16 protein-coding genes are annotated in these 17,266 nt (G+C 45.9%); 11 read left to right on the top strand and 5 right to left on the bottom strand.

Going from position 1 to position 17,266, the window contains the following annotated elements; genetic code table 11:
- Positions 1 to 16: 16 nt before the first annotated feature.
- Positions 17 to 526 (bottom strand): glycine cleavage system transcriptional repressor, encoded by a 510-nt coding sequence (locus LRP50_RS22805; RefSeq protein WP_274166721.1) that lies wholly within the window; start codon positions 524 to 526, stop codon positions 17 to 19.
- Positions 527 to 767: 241 nt separating this feature from the next.
- Here LRP50_RS22805 and LRP50_RS22800 point away from each other — a divergent pair, with 241 nt between their 5' ends.
- From LRP50_RS22800 to phoU, 4 genes are read left to right on the top strand one after another with little or no spacing between them, the layout of a single operon-like run.
- The gene (locus LRP50_RS22800) at positions 768 to 2,939 is read left to right on the top strand and encodes an ABC transporter permease subunit (RefSeq protein WP_274166720.1); all 2,172 of its coding nucleotides are present in this window, start codon (positions 768 to 770) and stop codon (positions 2,937 to 2,939) included.
- A 44-nt stretch (positions 2,940 to 2,983) separates the two neighbouring features.
- Positions 2,984 to 4,630 carry a phosphate ABC transporter permease PstA gene (pstA, locus tag LRP50_RS22795; RefSeq protein WP_274166719.1) on the top strand — a complete coding sequence of 549 codons (1,647 nt, stop codon included), beginning with the start codon at positions 2,984 to 2,986 and terminating at the stop codon, positions 4,628 to 4,630.
- Positions 4,631 to 4,655: 25 nt separating this feature from the next.
- Positions 4,656 to 5,474, top strand: coding sequence for a phosphate ABC transporter ATP-binding protein PstB (pstB, locus tag LRP50_RS22790; RefSeq protein WP_274166718.1), 819 nt, complete (start codon positions 4,656 to 4,658; stop codon positions 5,472 to 5,474).
- Between the two features lie 14 nt (positions 5,475 to 5,488).
- Positions 5,489 to 6,196, top strand: a complete 708-nt coding sequence (gene phoU, locus LRP50_RS22785) for a phosphate signaling complex protein PhoU (RefSeq protein ID WP_028024592.1) — start codon at positions 5,489 to 5,491, stop codon at positions 6,194 to 6,196.
- 108 nt (positions 6,197 to 6,304) lie between these two features.
- On the opposite strand, the gene bamE is transcribed toward phoU, so the two are convergent.
- From bamE to nadK, 3 genes are all read right to left on the bottom strand, one after another.
- Complete coding sequence (gene bamE / locus LRP50_RS22780) at positions 6,305 to 6,661, bottom strand: outer membrane protein assembly factor BamE (RefSeq protein ID WP_274166717.1); 357 nt, start codon at positions 6,659 to 6,661, stop codon at positions 6,305 to 6,307.
- A 126-nt stretch (positions 6,662 to 6,787) separates the two neighbouring features.
- Positions 6,788 to 8,455: a DNA repair protein RecN gene (gene recN, locus LRP50_RS22775; RefSeq protein WP_274166716.1), complete on the bottom strand. Its 1,668-nt coding sequence runs from the start codon at positions 8,453 to 8,455 to the stop codon at positions 6,788 to 6,790.
- Between the two features lie 175 nt (positions 8,456 to 8,630).
- Positions 8,631 to 9,512 (bottom strand): NAD(+) kinase, encoded by an 882-nt coding sequence (nadK, locus tag LRP50_RS22770; protein ID WP_274166715.1) that lies wholly within the window; start codon positions 9,510 to 9,512, stop codon positions 8,631 to 8,633.
- A 228-nt stretch (positions 9,513 to 9,740) separates the two neighbouring features.
- Between nadK and grpE the strand changes: the two genes are divergently transcribed.
- The 3 genes from grpE (at position 9,741) to dnaJ (ending at position 13,718) form a co-directional block, all read left to right on the top strand.
- Complete coding sequence (grpE, locus tag LRP50_RS22765; RefSeq protein WP_274166714.1) at positions 9,741 to 10,343, top strand: nucleotide exchange factor GrpE; 603 nt, start codon at positions 9,741 to 9,743, stop codon at positions 10,341 to 10,343.
- 197 nt (positions 10,344 to 10,540) lie between these two features.
- Positions 10,541 to 12,454 (top strand): molecular chaperone DnaK, encoded by a 1,914-nt coding sequence (gene dnaK, locus LRP50_RS22760; protein WP_274166713.1) that lies wholly within the window; start codon positions 10,541 to 10,543, stop codon positions 12,452 to 12,454.
- A gap of 118 nt (positions 12,455 to 12,572) precedes the next feature.
- A complete protein-coding gene (dnaJ, locus tag LRP50_RS22755; RefSeq protein WP_274166712.1) occupies positions 12,573 to 13,718 on the top strand; it encodes a molecular chaperone DnaJ in 1,146 nt (381 codons plus the stop codon).
- A gap of 37 nt (positions 13,719 to 13,755) precedes the next feature.
- On the opposite strand, the gene LRP50_RS22750 is transcribed toward dnaJ, so the two are convergent.
- Positions 13,756 to 14,199, bottom strand: coding sequence for a type IV pilin protein (locus tag LRP50_RS22750; protein WP_274166711.1), 444 nt, complete (start codon positions 14,197 to 14,199; stop codon positions 13,756 to 13,758).
- A 78-nt stretch (positions 14,200 to 14,277) separates the two neighbouring features.
- Between LRP50_RS22750 and LRP50_RS22745 the strand changes: the two genes are divergently transcribed.
- From LRP50_RS22745 to LRP50_RS22730, 4 genes are read left to right on the top strand one after another with little or no spacing between them, the layout of a single operon-like run.
- Positions 14,278 to 14,826 carry a pilus assembly FimT family protein gene (locus LRP50_RS22745; protein ID WP_274166710.1) on the top strand — a complete coding sequence of 183 codons (549 nt, stop codon included), beginning with the start codon at positions 14,278 to 14,280 and terminating at the stop codon, positions 14,824 to 14,826.
- Positions 14,823 to 15,509: a PilW family protein gene (locus LRP50_RS22740; protein ID WP_274166709.1), complete on the top strand. Its 687-nt coding sequence runs from the start codon at positions 14,823 to 14,825 to the stop codon at positions 15,507 to 15,509. Before LRP50_RS22745 ends, LRP50_RS22740 begins: the two co-directional genes overlap by 4 nt.
- A gap of 2 nt (positions 15,510 to 15,511) precedes the next feature.
- Positions 15,512 to 16,801: a hypothetical protein gene (locus tag LRP50_RS22735; protein WP_274166708.1), complete on the top strand. Its 1,290-nt coding sequence runs from the start codon at positions 15,512 to 15,514 to the stop codon at positions 16,799 to 16,801.
- Complete coding sequence (locus LRP50_RS22730; protein ID WP_274166707.1) at positions 16,791 to 17,225, top strand: type IV pilus modification PilV family protein; 435 nt, start codon at positions 16,791 to 16,793, stop codon at positions 17,223 to 17,225. Before LRP50_RS22735 ends, LRP50_RS22730 begins: the two co-directional genes overlap by 11 nt.
- The last annotated feature ends 41 nt before the right edge of the window (positions 17,226 to 17,266 follow it).

The raw sequence follows: 17,266 nt of genomic DNA, 5'->3' as shown, positions 1-17,266 counted from the left end.
TTCCCTGTTCCTGTTACTAAATGTCGTTAGCGTCAAACTCAACGATCAAATCGTCAGATAGGCCTTCCAATGCTTCTCCGAGATCATCTAATGATGTTGTGTTGGCAATATCTAAATCAAAATCGGCAGTGAAAATCATGCCACCCGAATTCGCCGCGCTTTGTGCGTTGGTTTCGAGGTTATTAATGTTTATGCCGAATTTTGCAATTTCTCGAGTGACCTCTTGAATAATCCCCGGTCTATCATTACCGGTAACGGTCAGAGAGTGTGTTGTGGAGTCAGGCTCCGATTGGTGAGGTGCGTCGGCGATAAGCACGTCGAGTTCAGGGATCTTGTTAAGTGCGAGAGACAGCGATTTTGCATCGTCATCTTTAATGTCGACTTGAATGATCCCTGCAAATTTTCCAGCGAGTTTGCTAAGACTACTGGCCTGCCAACTGCCATGATGTTGAAAGACGGTGTCGGAAAGTGTTTCTACGAGGCCAGGACGATCAGTGCCGATTAAGGTGATAACTAACTGCTTCATGGTTGATCCTTAACGTTTACAGCGGGAGGAGATTTCATTATTGGAGTTGTATGAAAGCCTGTCTACTGCTGCTTTAATGAGCACTTCCTTTCTGTGCCTCACATCAATGTTAGAGAAGCCTAGACACAAATTGTGACACTTTTATTTCACTTGGTTGACTAAGTATGTTTTTCTGTACTGTCACATTTATGTCATCAAAAAGAAATATTATGTATCGCTTAATTTAGGAAAAGAGGTACCAATGGCAAACGCCACACATTCGCTGATGCAAGGAGACCCTCGTCGGCGTATTAAGGATAAGTTGGCTCGTCTATCTGTGACCGGTGGCGGCCTTGTGGTGTTGTTCGCGCTATTGCTGATCTTTTTCTACCTCGCCTATGTGGTTTTGCCGCTATTCAAAAGCCCTGACGTTACGCTCAGTGAACAGCTTGATTTAAACCTGTCAGGTGCGCCTGTTCAAATTGGGGTCGATGAAAACAATCAACTTGGTTTTCGCTATTCTGATGCGGGTGACTTGACGGTATTTTCATTGCGCGGCGATCATGATGTCTTAGTTAATAGGCAGGTCGCATCATCTCCTACAAGCTTTTTTGCACAAGATGCGTCTACGGGTTTCAGCGCTTATGGCTCTGATGATGGAAGTGTGTCTTTTCAGAGATTGCGTTTTGTTGCGCACTACAACGATGGCGCTCGTCATTTCACCCCTGATGTTCATGTACTCGACACCTTGCAACTTGGCGATGTCGACCAGACGGTTTCTAGTCTCTCTTTTTCCATAAATGGTAATGAGCGCGTGGTGGCTGGTGTGGTAGGCGACACCGTCAACATTGTTACTGAGGTCGAGGCGATTGAACGTCTTCGCGTTGCTATTCCATCAGAAAAAACCGCAACGGTCTTAGTCACCCCCAATGGGCGAAAGCTCTTTGAAATGGTGGGGGACGAACTGAACATCTATAACCTTTCAACGACCAAGCTAGCATTGCGTGAAACCGTGAACATTAAAGATGTGACGGGTCAAAAACCTATTTCGATGACCTTGCTTGCTGGTGGTCACTCTCTTTTGATTCGTCTTGAGGACGGACGCATCGGTCAGTGGTTTGATGTGGTGAAATCCAACACAAGAACTTTGACCATGGTGCGGGAGTTTTCAACGCCGAAAGGACGTCTAGCGGTTGAAGCGCATCGTAATGTGTTTACTAACCTTGCCGATAATGGTGAGTTGTCTCTTTGGCATGCGCCAAGTGAGTCATGGGACGGTTTTGAGTTTTTGACTTTGTCTGGTGGTGTCGAAGCCCTGACGTTTTCACCTCGTGCTGACCGTCTCTTGGTTGAGCAAGCACAGCGACTCACTGTACTCGATGTCGATAATTCGCATCCTGATGTGAGTATTACTTCACTTTGGAAAGAGATTTGGTACGAAGGTTATAGCGAACCAGATTATGTGTGGCAGTCAACGTCAGGGAGTGATGCCTTTGAAGGTAAACTGAGCGCAGTACCTGTAGTATTCGGTACTATCAAAGTTGCAGCTTATGCCCTGATTTTTGCAATTCCGATGGCGGTGGGTGGAGCGATTTACACGGCTTACTTTATGCCATCAGGTTTGCGAAAAGTCGTGAAGCCAACCATTGAAATCATGGAAGCTTTGCCCACGGTTATTCTCGGTTTTCTTGCGGGCCTTTGGTTGGCACCCATTGTCGAATCGCATTTACCTGCCATGTTTATCATTTTCTTCGCGATGCCTGTGTCTTTCTTGCTGACGGCGGTGGTTTGGACTTATATACCACGCGGTTGGCGTAAGAGAGTGCCTGCGGGTGGCCACCTCATCATTTTAGTGCCTTTGATCTTGATAATCGGTTTCTCTGCATTTTCTCTGGGGCCTTGGGTTGAGCAAACCTTCTTAGGTGGCGATAGTCGTGTATTTGTGACGGACGTGCTCGGTGTGAATTTCGACCAACGCAATGCCATTGTGGTTGGTATTGCGATGGGCTTTGCGGTGATACCAACCATATTCACGATTGCTGAAGATGCTATTTTCTCTGTACCCAGCCATTTGACTAATGGGTCTTTAGCGCTTGGTGCGACTCATTGGCAAACCCTCACTCGCGTGGTGTTACTAACAGCAAGTCCAGGGGTGTTTTCTGCGGTGATGATGGGGTTAGGTCGCGCGGTGGGTGAAACCATGATTGTATTGATGGCAACGGGGAACACACCGTTGATGGAATGGAATCCCTTCGAAGGTTTACGTACGCTCTCTGCCAATATTGCTGTTGAAATGCCGGAGTCCGAAGTCGGCAGTTCGCATTATCGGGTATTATTCCTGACCGCCTTCATTCTGTTTAGTTTTACTTTTTTGATTAATACGGTGGCAGAGTTTGTACGCCAGCAGCTACGAGAAAAATACCGTGCGTTGTAATGTCTCCATGCCGATAGATATCTCGTTCCTTCAGGGGAATGTAGATGTTTAAGCGATTGAACAGCAGTTCGCCTTGGGTGTGGATGACCGCAGGCATGGTCAGTTTGTGCTTGGTCGCGGTATTGGGTGTGATGCTTTTGATCGGCTGGAAAGGGTTAGCCTATTTTTGGCCAGCGCCAGTATATGAATTCCAAGTAAAAACACTGCAGGGTGAAGAGACCCTGTTTGGCGAGATCTATGGCATTGAGTCTGTGTCATCTCTCCAGTTGCAAGAAGCAGGCGTTGACGTTAGTCCAGAATTTGAACTCGACCAAAATCGACTTTTGATAAAAATTGCAAATCGTGAGCGTGAGGCTCATGACTTTGTTTCTGTGCTCGAACAAAACATTTTATCTCAAACACTTCGTGCTGATATTGCCGTCATTGAACGCACTGAACATGGCGTGTTCTTTGGTATTCCTGTTGGCTTCATGGAAAATGGAGCGATTGTCGACAGGGATGTAAGCCCTGCCTTCTATGAAGAAAAGATAGATGTCGCCGAACAACAGCGAACTGCGATTTCAACACTGGAATACAGTGAGATAGAGAAGGTAAATCGACAGCTAAATGCGATAAAAACGGAAGCCCAGTCCTATCAAAAAGCGGACCAATCTATTCCTCAATTCGTGTCTGATGAAATTGCGATACTGACTCAGCGTTATGATGCGTTGGAGACGTCTTTAATGACGCTACGCACTGCTCACGCGCTGGATTATTTATTGGTAAAAGACCGCAACGGCAATTCGGTGAAAGTCCCGCTAAATAATGTTTTAGCCATGTGGTATCCCAATGCAATGAGTGGGCCCGAAAAGCTCTTTCAGTGGGCGCATCAAATTCTACGGTTTGTGACTGAGAACCCACGAGAAGCGAACTCTGAAGGTGGTGTGTTCCCCGCTATATTTGGCACTGTGCTAATGGTGCTATTGATGTCGATAATGGTGACGCCTCTTGGGGTGCTAGCTGCTGTATATCTTCATGAATATGCGGGAAAGAATGCGTTTACTCGCCTCGTTCGGATTGCAGTGGTCAATTTGGCCGGTGTCCCGTCTATAGTATATGGCGTTTTTGGGCTTGGTTTTTTTGTTTACTTTGTCGGCGGAAATATCGACGACCTTTTTTATTCGGATACGCTACCTAACCCAACATTTGGTACGCCGGGGCTACTTTGGTCATCATTAACTTTGGCAATTTTAACGCTCCCTGTTGTGATTGTATCGACGGAAGAGGGCTTGACGCGAATTCCTCTCTCGGTTCGTCATGGGTCGATGGCATTGGGAGCGACGCAAGCTGAGACTTTGTGGCGAATCGTTTTGCCTATGGCAAGCCCAGCGATCATGACAGGGTTAATTCTTGCGATTGCAAGGGCCGCGGGCGAAGTGGCTCCCTTGATGTTGGTCGGGGTGGTGAAAGTCGCGCCAAGCCTTCCTTTGGATGGTAATTTTCCGTTTCTGCATTTGGATCGGAAGTTTATGCACTTGGGATATCATGTTTATGATGTCGGCTTCCAAAGCCCAAATATCGAAGCGGCACGTCCCTTGGTATATGCAACGTCTCTGCTTTTGGTTACTGTGATAGTGAGCTTAAACCTCGCGGCAATCTCTATTCGTAATCATCTTCGTGAAAAATACCGCGCGCTCGAACAAGAACTGTAGGATCCCGAAAGGAACAATCAACGACATGATATCCATCAATGCCAATATCGGACTACCTGGGCCAATTGACTTGTCATCACTCTCTGATGAGCAGACCGCGCTGGTCATCCAAAATCTCGATTTGTATTACGGCAATACGCAGGCATTGTTCGATATCAATATGCGTATTCCAAAGGGAAAAGTGACCGCATTTATCGGTCCTTCGGGGTGCGGTAAATCGACACTTCTTCGCTGTATCAACCGCATGAATGATCTCGTGGACGGATGCCGTGTAAATGGCGAAATTTTGCTACATGGTACGAACGTTTATGACGAAGCTATTGATGTACCAGCGCTACGCCGAAAAGTTGGCATGGTATTTCAACGTCCAAATCCGTTTCCAAAATCGATATATGAAAACGTGATTTACGGCCTTCGATTGCAGGGAGTCAAGAATGTTAGAACCCTAGATGATGCAGTCGAGCGCTCGCTTCGAGCGGCAGCCCTCTGGGATGAAGTGAAAGACAGGCTTCAAGACAATGCGTTTGGTTTGTCTGGCGGTCAGCAACAGCGCCTTGTCATTGCTCGCGCGATTGCGATTGAGCCTGAGGTCTTGTTGTTGGATGAACCCACCTCGGCGCTAGACCCGATTTCTACGTTAACCATTGAAGAACTGATAAACGATTTAAAGCGCAAATATACTGTAGTCATCGTCACTCACAATATGCAGCAAGCGGCGCGTGTCTCGGATCAGACGGCATTTATTAACTTAGGTAAACTGGTAGAATACGCAGATACAGACACACTCTTCACGACGCCGAAAAGTAAGCAAACTGAAGACTATATCACTGGCCGTTACGGCTAAAGGATTCGGACCTGATGGACAATCATAATTTCAGTCGACATATATCGGGCCAGTTTAATGCTGAACTGGAATCCATTCGTACGCATGTTCTTGCGATGGGTGGTTTGGTTGAAAGACAGCTGACAGACGCACTTCGTGCTATGCATTATCAAGATGTCGAGCTTGCCAAACAGGTTATCCGAGAAGATCACAAAGTGAATTCGATGGAAGTGGCGATCGATGAAGCCTGTACGCGAATCATCGCGAAGCGTCAGCCCACCGCGGGTGATCTGCGGTTGGTGATTGCTATTATCAAGACGATTACTGATCTTGAGCGTATTGGTGATGTAGCCGATAGCATTGCGAAAATGGCACTGGATAATTTCTCGAACCATCAGCAACCGTTTCTTGTTTCGCTAGAAAACTTAGGCCACAAAGCCGCGCGTATGCTTCATGATGTGCTGGATGCGTTCGCACGCATGGACGTTGATGCAGCGATGAAGGTGTATCACAGCGATGATCATTTGGATAAAGAGTATGAAGCGATCATTCGTCAGTTGATGACCTATATGATGGAAGATCCGCGCTCAATACCTAATGTGCTCAAGGTGATGTGGTCTGCACGCGCCATCGAGCGAGTGGGTGATCGCTGCCAGAATATCTGTGAGTACATTATCTACTTTGTTAAAGGTAAAGATATTCGTCATACCAACAAAGAGCAGCTTGAGAAAATGTTGAAGTAGGCGATGCGCTTTCGTCTTTAAGTCCTAAGTTAAGTTGAGGCAGACGGCGGATGACGGCGTTAGATTAGATATAAAAAAACCCGCGATTGCGGGTTTTTTGTTATTTGATTATCGAATCGCTTCAAAGAAACTTGTACCGGCTTCAAAGTCACCTTTCATGCCGATTAACTGACCACTGTCATCGAAAGAGAGTATCAATTCTTTTTGCTCAGGCTCTGAATGGCCAGGTTTCAGCCATTGAACGAAGTACCAAGTGTTTGGATAACCTGATTCGACCAACATGGGTGGACCGAGTAAGAATTTGACCTGTTCTTTGGTCATGCCAAATTTCAGTTCTTCAACAGAACTTTGGTCGATGTAGTTTCCCTGATTGATATCTATACGGTAAACCAGCTTGTTAACCCAAGAGCAGCCTGAAAGGCTGGCTAGGACAAGAGTGACCGCAACGACGTGTTTCCAATGCATGACTTCTTACTTCATTTCCAAAATAGGGGACGATGATAAACAAGCGAGTGAGAGAAGTAAAAAACTCTTCTCTCAACTTGGTTGTTCGACCGTGCTATTTGAAAAAAGTTTCTTTTCAGATAAACACTATGCAGCCACTAACAACTCTTTGGCATTTGCCAGCGTGTGTTCTGTTATTTCACTACCACCGAGTAAACGAGCTAGCTCATGCACCCGTGCAGAGATATCAAGCAGTATCATGTTGGTGGAGGTGGTTCCTTTCTCGCTCGTTTTGGTAACAAACATTTGCTGATGACCGCAACCTGCAACCTGCGGTAAGTGGGTGACACACATAACTTGCGTGGACTCGCCAAGTCTGCGGAGCAGTTTCCCTACAATGGCTGCTGTTGGGCCGCTGATGCCAACGTCGACTTCATCGAAAATCAAACTTGGTGTATCCACTTTTTGAGCGGTAATCACTTGAATGGCTAGCGAGATACGTGACAGTTCACCACCAGATGCGACTTTTCCTAATGCTTGCATAGGTTGGCCTGGGTTAGTGGAGACCAAAAACTCGATGCTATCTACCCCCATTGGCGAGAGGTGACTCTCCGGTTGGCTGTTAAGGGCAATATGGAATTTGCCATGTTGCATGCTAAGTTCGTGCATACTCGCAGAAATAAGCTTATCCAATTCTTTAGCGTATCGCTTACGGCTCTTACTGAGTTTCTCTGCGGAAGCGAGACAAGCCTGATGTTTCAATTCAACGTCTTGTGTGAGCTGTTCAATGTGATTGTCACTGTCATTGAGTGAGTCCAATTCGGATATCAATGCTTGATGAGCATCATAGAGTGCTTCAGGTAGCACCTGATGTTTACGAGACAAACGCATAATGGTTGCCATGCGATCGTCTAGATAGTTCAAACGTGCAGGATCCATATCCAGTCTATCCATATAGCTGGTGATCTCATGGCTGGTTTCTTGAACTTGAATGCAAGCTTCGTCCAACATCTGCATAAGCGGTGTGAACTGGCTATCCATCGTCGTTAATTCAGCCAGTTTTTGTTGGGCATATTGCAACAGAGAGAGCGCATTGTTGTCTTCGTCTTCACTAAGCGCTTGAATCACGCTTTGGCTACAAATTGCAATATCGCCGCAGTTAGATAAACGTTTGTGTTCCTCTTCTAGTTCAGGGTACTCCGTTTCTCCCAATGCAAGCTCATTGAGCTCACTGACTTGATATTCGAGTAGCTGTTTTTGCGCCTCGAAGGCTTCTTTGTTTTTCTCAAGTTGCTTTAGTTCATTGCGCTTCGCTCGCCATTCTTGATAACGCTGACGCATGGTCACAAGAAGATGTTGATGACCAGCATACTGATCGAGCAAAGTAAGCTGGTAATCATTGCGCATCAAAAGTTGGTGGGCGTGCTGACCATGAATATTAATCAGGTGCTGACCTAAAGATTTTTGTTGTGAGGCGGGCACTGGGCTGCCATTGATGAAGGCTCGAGAGCGTCCCTCTTTGGTGATCACTCGGCGCAAAATGCACTCATCGCCATCAGTTAGCTCATTATCTTCAAGCCATCGACGTGCTGCTGGATTGTTCTGCAGATGAAAGAGAGTCACGATCTCTGCTTTATCTTCTCCGGGGCGAACCATGGATGCATCAGCACGATCACCGAGACAAAGGCCAAGTGCGTCGATGGCTATCGATTTACCTGCGCCAGTTTCACCCGTGATGGTGGTCATCCCTGAATGGAAGTCGAGTTCTAACGCTTTAACAATGGCAAAGTTTTGAATCGTGATGTGCGCCAGCATGAGTGAGTACCTGTATCTATAAACACCTGTTTGTAATTACAGTATATACTGTGTTTGTATACAGTAAAGTCGTTCGGATCCAGTTGAGGGATAATTTTGTGATATTGGTAACGAAAAAAAGCAGGCTAGGCCTGCTCTTGATGCGGAAATTCCGAATTTAATCTTCTCTGTTGGGTCAGAAGAGCTTGCTAGACCAACCCAATTTAGTCCGCAACGTTTTGTAGTAATTGTAATTTTTAGGGTGAATTAGCTTCAAAAACGAAGGGCTTCGATAGATGTGAACTTCGTCCCCAGGATTTACTGGTAGTGAGACTTGGCTATCGCAACTGACTTCCAATGTGCTTCCATTGTCTGGCGACACGACCAATTTAATATGGCGTTTGGCATCGACGACCAAAGGGCGGCTGGAAAGTGTATGAGGGAACATGGGTACCAGCGAAATCGCATCAAGGCTAGGCGATAAAATCGGGCCACCGCCAGATAAGCTATATGCGGTAGAACCCGTAGGCGTAGAAATGATTAAGCCATCCGAGCGCTGCGAGAATGCAAAGTTATCATCGATGTACACTTCAAACTCAATCATATGAGCGACTTGACCCGGGTGCAGCACAGCTTCATTGAGCGCGGCATTGTGGCTCTTAATCTGCCCATGTCGATGCACTTCAGCTTCAAGTAAAAAGCGCGGGTCTTCGACGAATTCTCCTGCAAGGACCTCTGATAGGGCAAGTTCGTAGTCATCGGGATCGAGATCGGTAAGGAAGCCGAGATTGCCACGGTTAACACCAATGACGGAGATATCGAAGCGAGAAAGTACGCGAGCCGCTCCAAGCATATTGCCGTCACCACCAATGACGATAGCCAGATCTGCTTTCGCTCCCATCGAGAGAAGGTCGTGAAAATCTTCGGCTGGCACATTGATGTAACTATCCAGTCGATTATCGACAAGCGTGCGATAGCCTTGTTCTGTTAGCCAGTAATACAGTTTTTCGTGTGTTGCTACGGCTTCGGGGTTTCGCGGCTTACCAACCAAAGCAATTGTCTTAAAACGCTTTGACATCTTAGAGATCCTGCGCTGTCTAATGACTTGATTATATACCTAATAATTAGATGAAATCCTGCTCCTTCATGCAGAACATCGCTATCAAAAGGTAAAATCTTGGTATGTCGTCTCAAGAGACACCTTGAAACGTAGCCATACATCCCCATAATAAGCAAAACCGTCGAGATTGATGCCCCAATGCTAATAAATTTGGGGTTCAACACAGTGTATTGTGTCGGAGAGAGCATGAACAAAGAAGAAAACAAGATCCAGGACGAAGAGTTGCAAAACAATTCTGTTGAAGCACAAGACGAAAATGCCCTTGATGCAGAAACTGACGCAATGATTAGCCGGATTACTGAGCTTGAAGCGGCGCTTGAAGCAAGCGAAGAGAAAGTGAAAGAACAGCAAGACAGTGTGCTGCGTGCTCGTGCTGATATTGAGAACATGCGTCGTCGTACTGAGCAGGAAATTGACAAAGCGCGTAAGTTTGCGCTTGAGCGATTTGCTAACGAACTGCTACCTGTTATCGACAACATGGAGCGTGCGGTTGAAATGGCTGATAAGCAAGACGAAGCCATCAAGCCAATGCTGGAAGGCGTGGAGCTGACGTTGCAAACCATGAAAAGCTCGGTAGAGAAGTTTGGCTTGAAAGAGCTTAACCCTCACGGCGAACCTTTCAACCCTGAATTCCACCAAGCAATGTCTATTCAAGAAAGTGCAGAGCACGCGCCGAATACCGTTATGTTGGTGATGCAAAAAGGTTACGAGTTGAATGGTCGTGTTGTTCGTCCAGCAATGGTTATGGTGTCAAAAGCGGCATCAGGAAACGTTGACGAACAGGCATAAGCCTCATATTAAAAAAAAGCCCGCTTTTTGCGGGTTTTTTTGTGTCTGGGCCTTGAAAGCCCAGAATGCGCCCTTATCTAAGGGGCATCAAAAAAGAAAATTTAAAATTTTTCTTGTGCAGGGTTGAACCCTAAACCGCGGCCCCCATATAAGGGGTAACGCAATATAGACGTAAGACGAATTTCGGAGAAAACCTAATGGGTAAGATCATTGGTATCGACTTGGGTACTACCAACTCATGTGTAGCAGTACTGGACGGTGACAAGCCACGCGTAATCGAAAACGCTGAAGGCGATCGCACAACGCCATCAATCATCGCGTACACCCAGGATGGTGAAACTTTGGTAGGTCAGCCAGCTAAACGCCAGGCTGTAACCAACCCAGAAAATACGCTTTATGCAATCAAGCGACTGATTGGTCGTCGTTTTGAAGATGAAGAAGTTCAACGTGACATCGAAATCATGCCTTTCAAAATTGTTAAGGCTGACAACGGTGATGCTTGGGTAGAAGCGAAAGGCCAAAAAATGGCAGCTCCTCAGGTATCGGCTGAAGTTCTTAAGAAAATGAAGAAAACTGCTGAAGACTTCCTTGGTGAGGAAGTCACTGGCGCGGTTATCACTGTACCTGCTTACTTCAACGATGCTCAGCGTCAAGCAACGAAAGATGCTGGCCGTATCGCAGGTCTAGAAGTAAAACGTATCATCAACGAACCAACTGCAGCGGCACTTGCTTACGGTTTGGATAAAGAAGGCGGCGACCGCACTATCGCGGTATACGACCTTGGTGGTGGTACTTTCGATATCTCTATCATTGAGATTGATGAAGTTGAAGGCGAGAAAACCTTCGAAGTTTTAGCAACCAATGGTGATACTCACCTCGGTGGTGAAGACTTTGATAACCGTCTGATCAACTACTTGGTTGACGAGTTCAAAAAAGACCAAGGTATCGATCTTCGTAAAGATCCACTTGCAATGCAGCGTGTTAAAGAAGCAGCAGAGAAAGCGAAAATCGAACTGTCTTCTGCTCAGCAAACTGACGTTAACCTGCCGTATGTAACAGCAGATGCAAGCGGTCCTAAGCACATGAACATCAAAGTGACTCGCGCGAAACTTGAGTCACTGGTTGAAGATTTGGTTATTCGTTCACTTGAGCCGCTTAAAGTTGCTCTTGCTGATGCTGACCTGTCTGTTAGCGACATCAATGACGTTATCTTGGTGGGTGGTCAAACCCGCATGCCAATGGTTCAGGCTAAAGTGACTGAATTCTTTGGTAAAGAGCCACGTAAAGACGTGAACCCAGACGAAGCAGTTGCTGTTGGTGCAGCGGTTCAGGGTGGCGTACTGTCAGGTGAAGTTAAAGACGTTCTATTGCTAGACGTGACTCCACTGTCCCTAGGTATTGAAACCATGGGCGGCGTGATGACTAAGTTGATTGAGAAAAACACCACGATTCCTACAAAAGCGAATCAAGTGTTCTCAACGGCTGATGACAACCAAAGCGCGGTAACTATCCACGTGCTTCAAGGTGAGCGTAAGCAATCAACCTACAACAAATCACTAGGTCAATTTAACCTAGAAGGCATCAACCCAGCACCACGCGGCATGCCACAAATTGAAGTAACCTTCGATTTGGATGCTGATGGTATTCTGCACGTGTCTGCTAAAGATAAGAGCTCTGGTAAAGAGCAGAAGATCACTATCCAAGCGTCTGGTGGTCTGAGCGACGACGAAATCGAGAAAATGGTTCAGGAAGCGGAAGCGAACAAAGAAGCAGATAAGAAGTTTGAAGAACTTGTTACTGCTCGCAACCAAGCTGACCAACTAGTACACGGCACTCGCAAACAAGTTGAAGAAGCAGGCGATGCACTACCAGCTGACGAGAAAGAGAAAATCGAAGCTGCAATCAACGAGCTAGAAGAAGCGCGCAAAGGCGAAGATAAAGAAGCCATTGATGCGAAAGTTCAAGCTCTAATTGCAGCATCTCAGAAGTTGATGGAAGTTGCACAGCAAAAAGCTCAAGCAGCTCAATCACAAGATGCCGGTGCTGAAGCGAAGCAAGACGACGATGTTGTTGATGCTGAGTTCGAAGAAGTTAAAGACGACAAAAAATAAAACCCGCTAATTAGCCGTTTTATTTCGCACGGGCGCAGGAGGGATCTCCTTCGCCCGTAGTTGTATGATGCGAAGCGATATAAATTAGCTTTGTATAGAAACAGGTGACAAGTAGAACATGTCAAAACGTGATTTTTATGAAGTACTTGGCGTAAGCCGTGACGCCAGTGAACGCGACATTAAAAAAGCGTACAAACGCCTGGCGATGAAGTATCACCCAGATAAAAACCCGGGTGATGAATCAGCCACCGACAAGTTTAAAGAAGTTAAACTTGCTTACGAAATCCTGACTGATGCTCAAAAACGTGCAGCTTACGATCAATATGGTCATGCGGCATTTGAACAAGGCGGTATGGGCGGCGGCGGCGGTTTTGGTGGCGGCAACGCAGACTTCAGCGATATCTTTGGCGACGTGTTCGGTGACATCTTTGGTGGCGGTGGTCGTCGTGGCGGTCAAACTCGTGCCCAGCGTGGTGCGGATCTACGCTACAACATGGAACTTACCCTCGAAGAAGCTGTTCGTGGTGTTAACAAAGAAATTGATGTTCCTACCTATGTAAGCTGCGACCCTTGTAGTGGCAGTGGTGCAAAACCTGGCACATCACCACAGACTTGTGGCACATGTCATGGTCAAGGCCAAGTGCAAATGCGTCAGGGTTTCTTTGCGGTTCAGCAAACCTGTCCAACCTGCCATGGTCGTGGAAAGATCATCAAAGACCCATGTGACAGCTGTCATGGTCAAGGCCGTGTTCAGAAAACCAAAACACTTAGCGTTAAGATCCCAGCAGGCGTCGATACCGGCGACCGTATTCGCCTAACCGGTGAAGGTGAAGCGGGAGAATATGGTGCACCAGCGGGGGATTTGTACGTTCAAGTACATGTCCGTGACCACCACATCTTCACACGTGATGGCAACAACCTTTACTGTGAAGTACCGGTGAGCTTCACGATGGCAGCATTGGGTGGTGAGGTTGAAGTACCGACACTTGATGGCCGTGTGAGCTTGAAAGTGCCATCTGAAACTCAAACTGGTCGTATGTTCCGCATGCGCGGTAAAGGCGTTCAGTCTGTTCGCGGTGGTGGTTTGGGTGATCTGATTTGTAAGCTGGTGGTGGAAACGCCTGTTAACCTAAGCAGCAAGCAAAAAGAATTGCTAAAAGAGTTTGAAGATTCTTTAGGTGGTAGTGCGGCTAAAAAGCACAAACCGAAATCGGAAGGCTTCTTTGATGGCGTGAAGAAGTTCTTTGATGACCTGACAAGCTAAGATTTAGAAAAAGAAAAACCGGCGAAAGCCGGTTTTTTTATATCCAACATTTATTGTTTAGGGCGACACCATCTTTGTTTTGGTTCGATTGTTCAGAACCAGCATTGATGACCATGGTGTAGCAATCAGTATCATTTTTTTGTTTAGACGTTGCCTTTGGTGTGGCCTTTAACTTGTAGGCATTATTTCCCGTGCCTCCTACCTCGATGCTGAAAGTGTATTCGTCTGATAACTGACAACTTGTACAATTGATTGCGGCAGGATAAGCCCCGCCAATTGTGTACTGTTGTTCAACCCAAACTTGCAGTTGATACAGATCTGTCTGTACTCGGCTTCTTTCTGACTTAATTACATATTGTCCGAAGGCAGGAATCGAGATTGCAGCGATAGCACCGATTATGGCCACGGCTACCAATATTTCGATCAACGTCATACCAGTTTGAAACGTTCGAGTTCTCAGTGTCATAAATTGTTTCGCCATACAGGATATTTGCTTACGTACCAGAGGGATAAATTATCTCTGTGTTAGCATTCAGACAAGTTGTGTGGGAATAATTGGATGTTCAGTGTGGGTAAATGGAATCGACAGCGCGGATTGAGTCTAATTGAAATGATAACCACTCTGTCGGTGTTGGCAGCGGTCACAGCGGTTGCTGTTCCTAATTATATGTCAGCGCATAAAACCGCTGTGGTTGAAAATAAAGCAATCCAATTACTCTCCGTACTTGAAATGGGGCAATCAGAGTCGCTGAAGCGTCACCGCCATATTTATGTTCACTACGTACCCACTTCTGAGATTGCGGATGGCTGTATTGGTTTAAGTGAAAAGCCAGACGTATCAAACTTTGACTGCTCCGATAGTGAAGGGTTGAAAAAAATTGCCCTTGACCGCTCAGGAACGCTATCTGTTCAAGAACCTGAATTAAACGCCCCGTCTAAGCTTTTTCATTTCTCTCCGATGACCGGACTTCCTTCTAACAATAAAACAGTGAAATTGACGTCGGGTACAGAAACCGGAAAAGAGTCAGGTGTCATGATTCGTCAATACTCTGGCCTAAAAGGGTGTAGCAATACCGCGATTGGAGATTGGGAGTCTTGCCCATCATGAATGGATATCTTTCTCGGGGTTATACCCTGGTTGAAATGATGATCGGTATGACGGTTAGCCTCGTTGTGCTTGCATCATCAATGGCGCTATTTTCTGTTAACACCAGTATGGGAAGCCAACAACTTCAGAGCGACTTTCTGCACACTCATATCAATTCGTTAGCAGCCAATATGAAGCGCGAAATATCGAGAGCAGGCTTTTGCTATGACTGTACTTCTGGGAACCCATTTATTGTTGAAGGGAGTTCAGGCGGCAATTCTTCAATACTTATTGATGACAGCGCTACACAGCTCGAAGGCGCTTGTATTCGTTTTGCTTACAACCATGATAAACGTTTAGGTGCATCAACTTATGGAAAAGATGATGCAAAAGGGTATCGATTAGGCACAGATCCTGATGGAAATAAAGTTATCGAAATCTACGAAAATTGGAAAGGATTAGAAAACTGGAATTGCAGTAGTGATAGCTCTGGTGGTGGCCTTAGTGGTTATTGGCGAGATATGACTTACGAAAGAATTGTGATTGATACGCTTTCTTTTACGAGATCGAGTTTCTCAGGGGTTGGTGGAAGTTCGAACACGCTTCAATCTGTAGAAGTATCAATTACCGCCTCATTAAAAGCAGACCCAACCATGACGGATACGGTTGTATTTTCTGTTTCAATTCCTAATGTGGATGGTTAGTGATGAATAATCAAAATGGAATGGCAACACTCGCTGTAGTCAGCGGCATCTTAATCGTGATCGCTTTGTTCTCTGTATCTGTGGCGAGTTCTGGGTTGGGAGATATAAAGAAAGCTCAGAACTTGGTCGAGGATACGAGACAGCGAGCAAACGCAAAGGCGGGGTTAGATTGCGCAATCGCCGTGTTTGAGCAAAAAGAACTTAATCCAAAGGATGTCGATTTTTCTGAATCAGTATTTGACGAATGTGAAAATTCTACTGGAAGCTCAATTGTCATGATCGGTTCAGAGAGCCCTTGGCTCCTCTCCGCTACATCTGGCTACGCATCTTCAAATATTGTTGTTCAATCTGGTGGGGCCTCGGCTGCTGCGTTCAAGACAACTGGGAGCTTGATTATAGACGGAGGAAATGCTTGGACACCGGCAAAAGGTAGCAAAGTCGCAACTGCTGATGGCGTCGATATTTATGAGTGTACAGCGATTATTGCCGGCGGGGATGTCACTATTGATGTGGGAAATAGCGCCGCAGAGTTTACTTCTGAGCTTTCAGGTGAAAATGAGCAGTGTCACTCTAACTTCAGTACACATATTCCAGCAAACACAGAACCGGTCACCAATAACTTTGATTCAGATATTTTAACTAGTCAGGAAAATATCGATGTCTTTCAAGACTTCTTCGATGTGCCTAAAGAAAAATGGGAAGAGGTAAAATCGGGTTATGATGTGACTCTAACGACTGGCTCTGCTGTTGGAGACGAAACTAAAACCGCAGTTTCTGATTGTGGAGCAAGTATTAAGAGCTTGATTGCATCTGGGAACAAGAAAATATGGGTTGAAGGCGATTGTATGCTCAACGGCCTATCAGGGGCCGGTAGTGTAGATAATCCACCTACAGTTGTTATTAAAAACGGCGTTGTAGGTGCAAACGGCGCATTTGTGTTTAACGGTACTATTTTCCAATTTACGGTAGATTACGCAGAAAGTGCCATTGCCAATTCGTGGGGTGCTTACAAAAAAACAGATGGTACTGGGCACATCCTCTGTAATAACGGTGCTATGTCAGCACTTTGTGCCCAGATTATAGGAGGATATCAAGACGATTCTGATAAATGGGGGAAATTACCTTTTTTCTTCAACGGGTCATACGAAAGCTTTGGTAGCTATCTACTAGACGTAGATAACTCAGTATCTCTTGTCCGGGGTGCCTTTAAGCCAGGCCATGATGAAGGATCTGAACCTCCAGGCACGAGTGGAGTGCCAATGCTCCTAAAAGGAAGTATTCATGATTTCTAACAAGGGCTTTTCACTTGTCGAGATACTTATCGCTATTTTAGTCGTGGCACTGTCCGGCGTTGGGACGTTGAAGCTCTATAGCTATATGGAAGTTGAAAAGGCCAATGCGGCCATGTTCGTTGAGGCAAAGTTAATTGCTGAATCTCAATTAGCTCTTCTTCAAACTGTCAACACAACGGGATCTATTTGTACCGGAAAAACGTTCGCAAACATCCAAGACTGCGTAAATGAGCAAGATGAAGGTAGTCCTTTTACTGTAACAGTAACTAGCATCAAATCTCTAACGCATGAAAGTGCGGCTGGAATAGTAGAAACCTATGGCAACGTCTACAAGGTAACTGTGACGTGGGCCGACAGAAATAATGAAGGAAAAACACTGGCAATCCCTGTTTCTGTGTCTAAATACACCAATCTGCTTGAATAACGCGCGAACAGCACTATTTTGTGATGTTTTTCACATAAAGC

Source organism: Enterovibrio gelatinilyticus (genome assembly GCF_028683095.1).
Lineage (GTDB): Bacteria > Pseudomonadota > Gammaproteobacteria > Enterobacterales > Vibrionaceae > Enterovibrio > Enterovibrio gelatinilyticus.
This window is presented reverse-complemented; position numbering and strand designations above follow the sequence as displayed.